The organism is Streptococcus mitis SK597, from assembly GCF_000148545.1.
Taxonomy (GTDB): domain Bacteria; phylum Bacillota; class Bacilli; order Lactobacillales; family Streptococcaceae; genus Streptococcus; species Streptococcus mitis_C.
This window is the reverse complement of sequence record NZ_AEDV01000053.1, coordinates 1-12,033: the sequence shown is the minus strand read 5'-3', so window position 1 is coordinate 12,033 and position 12,033 is coordinate 1. Positions and strand designations below refer to the sequence as shown.

Sequence of the window (12,033 nt, the reverse complement as noted above, 5' to 3'; positions counted from 1 at the left end):
AGAGGCTGACATGGTTTGAAGAGAGTATAAATTGTCTTTTAGAAAAGGAGCCTAGAATGAAAGTCTATCAGCATGTAAATATCGTGACTTGTGACCAAGATTTCCATCTTTATTTGGATGGAATCTTAGCAGTTAAGGATTCTCAAATCGTCTATGTTGGTCAAGAGAAGTCAGAGATTTTAGAGCAAGCTGAGCAGATTATAGACTATCAGGGAGCCTGGATTATGCCTGGTTTGGTTAATTGCCACACCCATTCTGCTATGACAGGCTTGCGAGGAATCCGGGATGATAGTAATCTCCATGAATGGCTCAATGATTATATCTGGCCTGCAGAAGCAGGATTTACTCCCGACATGACTACAAGAGCGGTTAAAGAAGCTATGATAGAGATGATCCAGTCAGGAACAACAACCTTCAACGATATGTATAATCCCAATGGAGTGGAGATTGAGCAGATTTATCAGGCAGTGAAAACTTCCAAGATGCGTTGTTATTTCTCACCGACTCTTTTTTCTTCAGAGGCAGAGACAACTGCTGAGACTATAAGCAGAACTCGAACAATTATTGAGGAAATTATTGGATATAAAAATCCAAATTTCAAGGTCATGGTAGCACCTCATTCTCCTTACAGCTGTTGCAAAGACTTGCTGGAAGAAAGCTTAGATATGGCAAAAGAGTTGAATATTCCTATCCATATTCATGTTGCGGAGACTAAGGAGGAATCTGGCATTATCCTGAAACGATACGGCAAACGTCCCCTCGCCTTTCTAGAAGAACTGGGTTACTTAGACCATCCGTCTGTCTTTGCTCACGGGGTCGAATTAAATGAGCGAGAAATTGAACGCTTGGCAACCTCTCAAGTGTCTATTGCCCACAATCCTATCAGTAACCTCAAACTGGCATCAGGAATCGCTCCAATTATCCAGCTCCAAAAAGCGGGAGTAGCAGTCGGAATTGCCACTGACTCGGTTGCTTCCAATAACAATTTAGATATGTTTGAGGAAGGACGGACTGCAGCCCTTCTTCAGAAGATGAAAAGTGGGGATGCCAGCCAATTTCCGATCGAAACAGCTCTCAAGGCACTGACAATCGAAGGTGCTAAGGTCCTTGGAATGGAAAATCAGATAGGAAGTCTGGAAGTAGGTAAACAGGCAGATTTTCTCGTTATTCAACCACAAGGGAAAATTCATCTCCAACCCCAAGAAAATATGCTCTCTCACCTGGTTTATGCTGTCAAATCCAGTGATGTTGATGATGTCTATATTGCAGGAGAACAGGTTGTTAAGCAAGGTCAAGTTTTGACGGTAGAACTTTAAAAGAAAAATAAAACATTGATGTTTCATGGTCATTAACCTTGACGAACCTCTCCAAAAACGATATAATAAGAAAGTTGAGAATTGATTTTCAGTTATCTTAGTCCAGAGAAATGGCGGTGCTGCGAGCCATCTAAGCTAGAAAGTCATGCTACTCAATTTAACAATTGCATAAGAATAAGAGAATGACAAGTTCATTGAATGAAGGTGGTACCGCGGTTTTTCGCCCTTCGTGATATGAGCTTGTCTTTTGGTTTTTGGAGGTGTTGATGAAAACATTTCTTGTCAAACAAAAGTTTCGTCTTGGAGGCGAACGCTTCGCTATCAAGGATGACAGGGGAGAAATTGCCTATCAGGTGGAGGGATCATTCTTTAAGATTCCCAAAACCTTTACCATCTATGATGCGACTGGTGAACAGGTCAGTCAGATCAGTAAAGAAATCTTGACCTTGCTTCCTCGTTTTGAGATTCAGCTTCGGGATGGCTCGAGTTTTGTCATTCGTAAGAAGTTGACCTTCTGGCGAGATAAGTATGAGTTTGATAATCTAGGTCTTCGTATCGAGGGCAATATCTGGGATTTGAATTTCAAATTGCTGGATGATCGCGATCAGCTGATTGCGGAAATCAAGAAAGAACTCTTCCATTTGACCTCTACCTATACCGTAACGGTTCTGGAGGACGCTTATGCAGACCTAGTCATTTCCCTCTGTGTCGCGATTGACTATGTGGAAATGCTGGAAAGCCAATCACATTAAACAAGTAAATAAGGAGACAATATGAAACAACTATCTAGTGCACAAGTACGCCAAATGTGGCTTGACTTCTGGGCGACCAAAGGTCACTCTGTAGAACCATCAGTGAGCTTGGTTCCTGTAAATGACCCAACTCTTTTGTGGATCAACTCTGGGGTAGCAACCCTTAAGAAATACTTTGACGGGACCATTATTCCTGAAAATCCACGTATTACTAATGCCCAAAAGGCCATCCGTACCAACGATATCGAAAACGTAGGGAAGACTGCGCGTCACCATACCATGTTTGAAATGTTGGGGAACTTCTCTATCGGTGATTACTTCCGTGACGAAGCCATCACTTGGGCTTATGAGCTTTTGACAAGTCCTGAATGGTTTGATTTCCCTGCTGAAAAACTTTATATGACCTACTATCCAGATGATAAAGATTCTTACAACCGCTGGATTGAAGTAGGAGTGGACCCAAGTCACTTGATTCCAATCGAGGACAACTTCTGGGAAATCGGTGCGGGACCTTCTGGACCAGATACAGAGATTTTCTTTGACCGTGGGGAAGCTTTTGACCCAGAAAATATCGGTCTTCGCCTGCTTGCAGAAGATATTGAAAACGACCGTTATATTGAAATCTGGAACATCGTTTTGTCACAATTTAACGCAGACCCTGCTGTTCCTCGTAGCGAATACAAGGAATTGCCACACAAGAACATTGATACGGGCGCTGGTTTGGAGCGTTTGGTGGCGGTTATCCAAGGTGCTAAGACTAACTTTGAAACAGACCTCTTCATGCCAATCATTCGTGAAGTGGAGAAATTGTCTGGTAAGGTTTATGACCAAGATGGCGATAACATGAGCTTTAAGGTTATCGCTGACCACATTCGTTCTTTGTCATTTGCCATCGGTGATGGTGCCCTTCCTGGAAATGAAGGTCGTGGTTATGTTCTTCGTCGTCTTCTCCGTCGTGCTTCTATGCATGGTCAAAAATTGGGTATCAACGAGCCTTTCCTTTACAAACTCGTTCCAACTGTTGGTAAGATTATGGAAAGCTACTACCCAGAAGTGCTTGAAAAACGTGACTTTATCGAAAAAATCGTTAAGAGCGAGGAAGAGTCATTTGCCCGTACCCTTCACTCAGGTCAACACTTTGCCCAAGGAATCGTAGCTGACTTGAAAGAAAAAGGTCAATCTGTCATTGCTGGTCAAGATGTATTCAAACTTTATGACACTTATGGATTCCCAGTTGAATTAACTGAAGAAATCGCTGAAGAAGCTGGCATGACTGTAGACCGTGAAGGTTTTGAAGCAGCCATGAAAGAACAGCAAGAACGTGCGCGTGCGTCAGCTGTCAAGGGTGGCTCAATGGGTATGCAAAATGAAACCCTTCAAAACATCACTGTAGAAAGTGTCTTCAACTACAATGCTAGCCAATTGTCTTCTAAATTGGTGGCTATCGTGGCTGACAATGCAGAAGTAGAAGCTGTATCAGAAGGAACTGCCTCTCTTATCTTTGCGGAAACGCCATTTTATGCTGAAATGGGTGGACAGGTCGCTGACCACGGACAAATCTTGGATGAGTCAGGTAAGGTCGTGGCTACTGTGACCAATGTTCAAAAAGCACCAAACGGACAAGCACTTCACACGGTTGAAGTTCTTGCACCGCTTGCCTTGAACCAAGAATATACCTTGGCAATTGATACAAATCGTCGTCACCGTGTTATGAAAAACCACACTGCGACTCACTTGCTTCACGCTGCCCTTCACAATATCCTTGGAAACCATGCAACACAAGCAGGATCTCTTAACGAAGTTGAATTCCTTCGCTTTGACTTTACCCACTTCCAAGCAGTGACTGCTGAAGAATTGCGCGCGATTGAACAGCAAGTTAACGAGAAAATCTGGGAAGCACTTGAAGTTAAGACAGTTGAAACGGATATTGACACTGCCAAAGAAATGGGAGCTATGGCCCTCTTTGGTGAGAAATACGGCAAGGAAGTTCGTGTTGTTACTATCGGTGACTACTCTATCGAGCTTTGTGGTGGTACCCACGTTGGCAACACTTCTGAAATTGGTCTTTTCAAGATTGTCAAAGAAGAAGGGATCGGTTCAGGAACTCGCCGTATCTTGGCAGTGACTGGTAAGGAAGCCTTTGAAGCCTACCGTGAACAAGAAGACGCTCTTAAAGCTGTCGCAGCAACCTTGAAAGCACCTCAACTTAAAGAAGTCCCTCACAAGGTAGAAGGACTTCAAGAACAACTTCGTCAATTGCAAAAAGAAAATGCTGAGTTGAAAGAAAAAGCCGCAGCTGCAGCTGCAGGCGACATCTTCAAGGATGTTAAAGAAGTAAATGGTCACCGTTACATTGCTAGCCAAGTGTCTGTATCAGATGCCGATGCCCTTCGTACTTTTGCGGATAACTGGAAACAAAAAGACTACTCTGATCTTCTTGTCCTAGTTGCTGCTATCGGTGACAAAGTCAATGTCCTTGTAGCAAGCAAGATAAAAGACCTTCATGCAGGAAACCTTGTCAAAGAATTAGCACCAATCGTCGATGGACGTGGTGGTGGTAAACCAGACATGGCCATGGCAGGAGGAAGCAACCAAGCTAAAATCCAAGAATTGTTGGATGCAGTAGCAGGTAAATTGTAAACTCGATTATTAATTCTTTGATAATTTTAAAAATTAAGAGTTGAAAAGATATTGTTAAGAGAGTATTCTTATGAAAAGAAAAATTTATGTTGCTTTAAGTATATTTTTTGGTATGGGAACAATTGGATTTATATTTGATTCCAAAAAAATTATTGACCAACTAGGCTTCCAACAATTTATATCTCAAATTATTTTTAGTTCCGTATTTACTTTCCTTTTCTATTGGTTGTATATTAAAGATAGTAAAAAAGCTATAGCTGTTAATAGTAACAGAGATACAATAAATAAACCGATAGATGAAATATACTCATCGACCTCATCGATTGAAATACCAATAAGTGTAATAGAAGAAGAGCGAAATAAAATTAAATTAAATAAATTCAAAAGAAAAAATAATGAAATTCTCAAGTTTATTGTTGCGTTCTTTATTCCTTGGATTGGTTGGATTTATTTAATTTATAGGCTTGTTCGTTATAATATGAAAAAACATTACTTTTTAAGTGATGAATTTATTCGGAATAAAATACAAATCGATTCTTTTGTTACAGAATATAATGAAATAGCTAAATATGTTGAGAAGTTTGATGAGGTAAGCTTACAATCTACAAGTTTTGATAAATATAAGTATGCTCATGTAGCTAAAGGACAAAATACAAGTTTGTATAATATTCAACGTGATAGGAACGTTATTGATTATCAATCTAAATATGTTTATAATGCTTCACTACAAGTTGTTAGAAATGCAGAGTTAGAACCTTTTAAGTATTTATGTAAGTATTTTGATTTTAAGCCTAACGAAGAAAATCTACAGCGTATTCAAGAGATTGGTGAACAAGTATCACGATTTCTTAATGCTAAAGAGAATCTTGATAATAGATTAGCAAGAATTTTAAATAGTTTAAATCCTCCACAGTTTATTTTAAAGTATTATAAAGAAGAATTTTTATATTATACCAACATTGAAGTTCCCCAAATTAATTTTAATTTTCCTACCTATACTTTTCAATATGTTAGTGCAGGTGGTAATTCTAGTCAAGTTACTTCACTTACACTAAATGAGGAAATAATTGAATTATTAATTACTTATATGGATGAGCAAGTTAAGTATAAGAAAAGTGCTAAAGCTCAACGTGCATTAATGACTAAAAAATTACGTGAGTATGTCAAGGAAAGGGATTGTTATACTTGCCAATATTGCGGAGCATCTACTGCTCAACAAGATTTATTATTGCTAGAAGTGGATCATATTATTCCAGTTTCAAAGGGTGGAATGTCTACGGAAAGTAATTTACAAACATTATGTTGGAAATGTAATAGAACAAAATCAGATAAAATTTTATAGATTTAGATGAAAATTATAATGTTTGAGAACAGAACGTGTCAATTAGTGATATAATTTTTAACAAAAATATAGGTTGTTTAAAGATCTATCCATTTGGGTAGGTCTTTTTGTGAATACAAAAAAGCCAAATCCAATTGGATCTGGCTTGATAATCATTGGCAATTAGATTGTATTAGCTGCCCAGACACTTACCGAAGCAGCTGAGACTGGAAATTGTCCATAACCTTCCTCATCAATTGTAATTTGATCTTGGTGGTTTTCAAGTAAATCTACAAAGGTTTGGTTAGCCCATTCTTGGCCGACAAACATAGACTTGCTGTTTTCTTGGTCATTTGAGATAAGGACTGCGATTGGGGATTGATGTTCAGCACCTGAACGTACCCAACCGATACAGTTAGCATCATCAAAGTAGTCATTTTGTTCTCCATAGGCCAAATCTTTTCGGATGGTTAGGAGGCGGTCAAGGACTTCTTTGAAATCTTGTTGAGCATATTGCCCTGAAATCCCATAGTAGTCGCCGTAAAAGACACATGGAAGGCCATTTTGGCGTAACAGAATGAGGGCATAGGCTGCTGGTTTGAACCATTCTTCAACAGTCGACTCAAGGGCTTGTCCTCGTTGGGTATCGTGGTTGTCGACAAAAGTCACAGCCTTGTCGGGCTTGAGTTCAACCAGGCTATCTGTAAAAATGCCACGAAGGTCATAGTTGGAAGCTGCTCGGCTAGCATCAAAGAGATTCTGGTGGAGACGAACATCGACAAGGTCAAAGCGTTCTTCCGTTTTTTCAAGATAGTCTAGATTGGCTTCCTTATCGGGATTCCAAAATTCACCAAAAACATAGAAATCCTCACCGTATTTTTCCTTCATATCGCGGATAAAATTGCTCATGAAGAAAGAGTCAATGTGCTTAACGGCATCCAAACGGAAACCAGCAATACCAGTCGTCTCCATGAACCAGTCAGCCCAGTCATAGATATTTTGGATGACTTCAGGATGCTTAAAGTCTAGGTCGGCATACATGAGGTAGTCGTAGTTACCGTTTTCGTTATCGACCAATTCCTCGTTGGCCCAGCCCTTATTGTCCCCTTGAATCAGATAAATCCCAGACTTACGGCGTTTGGCATCGTAGTCTGTACCTGTGAAGTGGTACCAGTGCCAGTGGAAGTCATTGTAGGTATCTTGGCGACCATCGAAGGTAAAGCTAGTCCAGCCATTGATGGTGAAGGGTTCTCCAAGTTCAACTGTACGGTCTACAGGATCCACTTCAATAACCTGAAAGGCTTCCATGTGATCGGCTGCAGCCTTGTGATTGAGCACCACATCGGCCATAGGCTGGATTCCCTGTGCTTTTAGGGTTTGAATAGCTTGAAGATAGTCTTCTTTGAAACCATACTTGGTGCGGATAGTACCTTTTTGGTTAAACTCTCCTAGGTCGAATAAGTCATAGACCCCATAGCCGACATCTTTTTCATTGGTTGCCTTAAAAGCTGGTGGCATCCAGACGTGGCTAATCCCCAGATGAGCTAGGTGTGGAGCATCTTCAGCTAGGCGCGTCCAGTGCTGACCGTCGTGGGGCAGATACCATTCAAAGTATTGCATGAGTGTTTGATTTTGCATGATGTTTCCTCTTACTTGTCAATCTTGTTCTTTATTCTATCATAAAGTATTGGTTAGCGCCAACGTTTGCATAAGATAGAAGGAAACTATTTTAACTACTTAAAATAAAGTATTGATTTTTATTTGAAAAAAAACAGTAAAAAAGCGCAAAAAATCACTTCCTGTGCTATACTGTAATTGAAATTTTTTTAGTTTTGGCGTTAGAACTGTTTCCTCAGTCCTAGCGCCTTTTCTTTTTGATAAGTCTGCTTGGTGGATAGTAGTTTGTAAATGATTCTGAGAATCTTATGAGCACAAGCAATAACCGCCTTCATCTTGCTTCCTCTTTGGGAAATTCGATTGTAAAAAGAAGAAAAAGCTGGATCCTTAGAATGTGCTGCAATTAATCCCGACATGGTCAAAGCCTGTTTGATATATCGATTTCCTTGCGTGATGTGTGAGGATTTTTTAATGCCAGCACTTTCATAAGACCCTGGGCCTAGTCCAGCCCATGATGCTAAGTGTGCATCGGATGGAAAGGCTGTAACAGTTGGTCCAATTTCAGCTAGAATAGTGGCAGCACAGTTTTCATTCACACCAGGAATGGTTTGAAGTAGCCTATTTTCCTCAGGGAAACTCCTTTTCGATGTAGTGTTGAATCTCATCGGTCAATTTTTCAATGAGTTCCTGATACATCTGACATTCCTCTAAGCTCTGGTCTAAGAGGAAGCGGTCTTCTAGTGATAACTTTCCTTCCATCGCTTCAACGAGTTCTTCTGGACTTGCTTTCACTCGCTTCTGGATACAAGGAATAACAGAGTCTACATTAATTGTTTCTCCGTTAATGAATAATTTTAAAAGTGCTTGCCCCGTCTTAGAAAAAACATCAGAAAGATAACTGGTTAGCTTGATATTGGCCCGTTGTAAGAGATTGTGAATTTCATTTTTAACTTGAGTTTGACGTTGCTTGTAAGAACGCATGCGACGTGTCAATAAACGAAGCTGTACCACTTCAGGGGCAGGGATATAGGAAGGTTCAATTAGTCCGCAACGACCGAGTTGAGCAATCCATTCAGCGTCCTTCATGTCTGTCTTACGACCGGGTACATTCTTGATATGTTGAGGATTGGCAAGTACTAAGACGAGATCAGAATCTGAAAAGATATTAAAGAGAGGGAGCCAATATTGCCCAGTACTTTCAAAAAAGACATGTGTGACATGGTTTTCTACCAACCAATCTAAGGCATTGCGAAGAGCTACAGTAGTTGTCCCAAATTTCTTCTGAATTTTCTTTGGTTTATTGGTATCTAGTGGACCATCTAGAATACAACAAACAATAGATTTTTGGTGGACATCAATACCACAACACGTTTCAATCATGACTTCCATTATAAAAACCTCCTGTTAACTATTTGAACAATAGAACAAGAGGCTAATTGCAATTTTATTTTCATGCTCAAGGCATATTCGAGTTATCTCATGACTCTTGTTCATCCAGTTTTTTGTACAGGCTAGGAAAAGCCCTAGTAAACACCACGGATTTGTATTGTTCATCTTCATTATAAGCTAAACTTCTTTTTCTGTCATGAGTTAGCAGGCTCTGCCTGCTTGGAGTTTTTTGTATCAAAGTGCTAGTATAATAGTATGTAATATAGATAAAGATAGGAGTCATCCCATGATTGAATTTCAAAATGTTAGTAAGTTGTATGGTGATAAAGAGGCTTTGAGCAATCTCAATTTGCAGATTGAAAATGGGGAGATTATGGGCTTGATTGGCCATAATGGGGCTGGAAAATCGACCACTATAAAATCCCTAGTCAGTATCATTTCACCCAGCAGTGGTCGTATTTTGGTAGACGGTCAGGATTTATCGGAAAATCGCTTGGCGATCAAACGAAAGATTGGCTACGTAGCAGACTCGCCTGACTTATTTTTGCGTTTAACAGCCAATGAATTTTGGGAATTGCTTGCCTCATCCTATGAGCTGACTAGCTCTGACTTGGAGGCTAGTCTAGCTAGGCTATTGAGTGTTTTTGATTTTGCTGAAAATCGTTATCAGGTTATTGAAACTCTTTCTCACGGAATGCGTCAGAAAGTCTTTGTCATCGGGGCACTCTTGTCTGATCCTGATATTTGGGTTTTGGACGAACCCTTGACTGGTTTGGATCCTCAGGCTGCCTTTGATTTGAAGCAGATGATGAAGGAGCATGCGCAAAAAGGCAAGACAGTCTTGTTTTCAACCCATGTCCTAGAGGTAGCCGAGCAAGTCTGTGATCGGATTGCTATTTTGAAAAAGGGACATTTGATTTATTGTGGTAGTGTAGAGGACTTGAGAAAAGACCACCCAGACCAGTCTTTGGAAAGTATCTACCTTAGCCTTGCTGGTAGAAAAGAGGAGGTTTCAGATGCGTCTCAAGGTCATTAAAAAATTAGTTGATATCAATATCCTCTATTCATCTAAGGAAGCTAATCTGGCTAATCTACGAAAGAAGCAGGCTAAGAATCCTGGGAAAAAAGTAAATGTTTCCGCTAGAGTCCTAAGTTCTTACATTTTTTCCAGTCTTTTATTACTTATCTTTTTTAGTAATATAGCCTTTCGTTTTCCTTTTGAGGAAAGTCCTGTTCATTTTAGTTTCATGGTTGCTATTTTTCTAGTGCTTGCCTTTTCAACTTCTTTCACTGCATTTTACAATGTCTTTTATGAGAGTAAGGACTTGGCATCTTATAGGCCCTATGCTTTTAAAGAATCAGAGATTATAATTGCTAAAGGCCTGTCTGTCCTCTTGCCAGCTCTAGCTGGAATTGTACCAATCCTAGCTTATTTTCTAGCCCTCTACATTAGGCTAGCTCCTTCTCTTTGGCTGGGTTTTCCTTTGATGCTGCTGTCCTTGGCCTTATTATTTGTCTCTGTCATTTTAGTGATGGTAGTGGCAGTACATTTCTTGGCTCAGACTACGGTCTTCAGAAAGTATCAGTCTATTTTTGCCAATGTGATGATTGGGATAGGAGTTCTCATACCTTTAATATTTGTCCTCTTTCTACAGTCGACTTCTGGAGTTATAGTTGACAGAGTTAGAGACATTCCACCTCTTCTTTATCCTATTCATCTCTTTTACAAAATAGCAGTGGAGCCTTTTTCGACAGAAGCCATCTTGGGTTTGCTCGCTTGGATAGGACTAACTCTCTTCCTGCTTTATCTGACCAAAAAGAAGGTCCTTCCTCGTTTTTATGACGTTATCCTGCTTAATAGTGAGGAGAAGGTCAAAAAAGAACGTCGCAGCAAGGAGAGAATTTCAACTACTAAAAAGGGATTTTTCCGCATGGTTTTGCGCTACAACCTCTCTCTCTTGGGACAGGGAACTGGCGTGGTTACAGTGCTTTTTACAAGCGCTTTCCTTCCTTATCTCATGATGATTGGTCTGATTTCCAAAATCCGAGATTCTCAGTTAGTCCCAGACATTCATCCTCCATACTGGTTACCCTTGTTTTTTGTAGGAATGTTTATAGCGGTTGTCAATAACAATATTACCAGCCTGCCTTCAATTGCCTTGTCTTTAGAGAGAGAAAATTTTGATTTTCTGAAGAGTTTACCCTTTGACTTTGCTCGTTATGTGAAAGTGAAATTTTGGATTATATTTGCTGTCCAGTCCTTTTTACCAATTCTGACTTTACTTGGTCTCTCTATATATCTAGGCTTGCCCATCCTTTCGATGATTTACCTTCTTGTAGTCTGGACCCTTGCCAGTGTCATCCTTTCTTGTCACCATTATTTTAAGGATGTGAAGAATCTGTCAACCAATTGGAGTAGTATTACCGACCTGGTGAATCGTTCAAATGGTATAGTAGCAATAGTTTTACTCTTAATTTATAGTGTAATCCTGATGGCCCTTGTAATCGGGAGCTTATTCTTGGTTCGGTCTCTCTCCCCTATCCTTGCCATTAGCTTGGGAGTAGGAACTCTTATCCTCCTGCTTGGTCTTGCTATTTTTTACTATCATTACTACCTGTCACGCATATTGGTAGAAATAGAAAAAAGATGAGATAGTTGGTCGCTTGCTTGATAAATTTTATAAAAAGAAATGAGGCTGAGCAAAAAATCATTTCTAACTAGCAAAAAAACGAGCATTTCCGTAGTTGGATATACTCGTTTTTCTATGCCATTTTTCTTATCATAAGAACAAAACGACTAGAAATTTATAACAATGTATAAATCCTACAGCATCAATTGTTTAAATTTTGGACTAGATTTTATCTAAGATGTTTTGAAGATTAATGGAGCTTGAGATGTTTGCTATTTATGGATAGTGTACAAAGTAAATTGTTACTGGCGAGCTCTCTCATACTTCGGGGTTTGCCTTTCATCTAGTTATTCTTATAAAAATCCGTT

The 12,033-nt window shown here is 39.7% G+C and carries 9 protein-coding genes; 6 read left to right on the top strand and 3 right to left on the bottom strand.

What is annotated here, in order from left to right:
• The first annotated feature begins 56 nt into the window (after positions 1 to 56).
• From SMSK597_RS08515 to SMSK597_RS13880, 4 genes are all read left to right on the top strand, one after another.
• The gene (locus SMSK597_RS08515) at positions 57 to 1,316 is read left to right on the top strand and encodes a TRZ/ATZ family protein (protein WP_000870421.1); all 1,260 of its coding nucleotides are present in this window, start codon (positions 57 to 59) and stop codon (positions 1,314 to 1,316) included.
• A 266-nt stretch (positions 1,317 to 1,582) separates the two neighbouring features.
• The gene (locus tag SMSK597_RS08510) at positions 1,583 to 2,068 is read left to right on the top strand and encodes an LURP-one-related/scramblase family protein (RefSeq protein ID WP_000847067.1); all 486 of its coding nucleotides are present in this window, start codon (positions 1,583 to 1,585) and stop codon (positions 2,066 to 2,068) included.
• A 21-nt stretch (positions 2,069 to 2,089) separates the two neighbouring features.
• A complete protein-coding gene (gene alaS / locus SMSK597_RS08505; protein WP_000811744.1) occupies positions 2,090 to 4,708 on the top strand; it encodes an alanine--tRNA ligase in 2,619 nt (872 codons plus the stop codon).
• A 70-nt stretch (positions 4,709 to 4,778) separates the two neighbouring features.
• Positions 4,779 to 6,050, top strand: a complete 1,272-nt coding sequence (locus SMSK597_RS13880) for an HNH endonuclease (RefSeq protein ID WP_000823398.1) — start codon at positions 4,779 to 4,781, stop codon at positions 6,048 to 6,050.
• 162 nt (positions 6,051 to 6,212) lie between these two features.
• Here SMSK597_RS13880 and SMSK597_RS08500 read toward each other — a convergent pair whose 3' ends face one another.
• The 3 genes from SMSK597_RS08500 to SMSK597_RS08495 all read right to left on the bottom strand — a co-directional run bounded on the left by SMSK597_RS08500 (position 6,213) and on the right by SMSK597_RS08495 (position 9,035).
• Complete coding sequence (locus tag SMSK597_RS08500; protein WP_001181045.1) at positions 6,213 to 7,667, bottom strand: alpha-amylase; 1,455 nt, start codon at positions 7,665 to 7,667, stop codon at positions 6,213 to 6,215.
• A 200-nt stretch (positions 7,668 to 7,867) separates the two neighbouring features.
• On the bottom strand, positions 7,868 to 8,311 hold the full coding sequence (locus SMSK597_RS0102600; protein ID WP_080551641.1) for a transposase: 444 nt from the start codon (positions 8,309 to 8,311) through the stop codon (positions 7,868 to 7,870).
• Complete coding sequence (locus SMSK597_RS08495; RefSeq protein ID WP_000453501.1) at positions 8,274 to 9,035, bottom strand: IS110 family RNA-guided transposase; 762 nt, start codon at positions 9,033 to 9,035, stop codon at positions 8,274 to 8,276. Before SMSK597_RS08495 ends, SMSK597_RS0102600 begins: the two co-directional genes overlap by 38 nt.
• A gap of 286 nt (positions 9,036 to 9,321) precedes the next feature.
• Here SMSK597_RS08495 and SMSK597_RS08490 point away from each other — a divergent pair, with 286 nt between their 5' ends.
• The gene (locus tag SMSK597_RS08490; protein WP_000569186.1) at positions 9,322 to 10,071 is read left to right on the top strand and encodes an ABC transporter ATP-binding protein; all 750 of its coding nucleotides are present in this window, start codon (positions 9,322 to 9,324) and stop codon (positions 10,069 to 10,071) included.
• A complete protein-coding gene (locus SMSK597_RS08485) occupies positions 10,052 to 11,686 on the top strand; it encodes a hypothetical protein (RefSeq protein WP_001237548.1) in 1,635 nt (544 codons plus the stop codon). Before SMSK597_RS08490 ends, SMSK597_RS08485 begins: the two co-directional genes overlap by 20 nt.
• The last annotated feature ends 347 nt before the right edge of the window (positions 11,687 to 12,033 follow it).

Coding starts and splice junctions, on each gene's coding strand:
- SMSK597_RS08515 (WP_000870421.1), top strand. CDS start 57: ATGAAAGTCTATCAGCATGTAAATATCGTGACTTGTGACCAAGATTTC.
- SMSK597_RS08510 (WP_000847067.1), top strand. CDS start 1,583: ATGAAAACATTTCTTGTCAAACAAAAGTTTCGTCTTGGAGGCGAACGC.
- alaS (WP_000811744.1), top strand. CDS start 2,090: ATGAAACAACTATCTAGTGCACAAGTACGCCAAATGTGGCTTGACTTC.
- SMSK597_RS13880 (WP_000823398.1), top strand. CDS start 4,779: ATGAAAAGAAAAATTTATGTTGCTTTAAGTATATTTTTTGGTATGGGA.
- SMSK597_RS08500 (WP_001181045.1), bottom strand. CDS start 7,667: ATGCAAAATCAAACACTCATGCAATACTTTGAATGGTATCTGCCCCAC.
- SMSK597_RS0102600 (WP_080551641.1), bottom strand. CDS start 8,311: ATGAGATTCAACACTACATCGAAAAGGAGTTTCCCTGAGGAAAATAGG.
- SMSK597_RS08495 (WP_000453501.1), bottom strand. CDS start 9,035: ATGGAAGTCATGATTGAAACGTGTTGTGGTATTGATGTCCACCAAAAA.
- SMSK597_RS08490 (WP_000569186.1), top strand. CDS start 9,322: ATGATTGAATTTCAAAATGTTAGTAAGTTGTATGGTGATAAAGAGGCT.
- SMSK597_RS08485 (WP_001237548.1), top strand. CDS start 10,052: ATGCGTCTCAAGGTCATTAAAAAATTAGTTGATATCAATATCCTCTAT.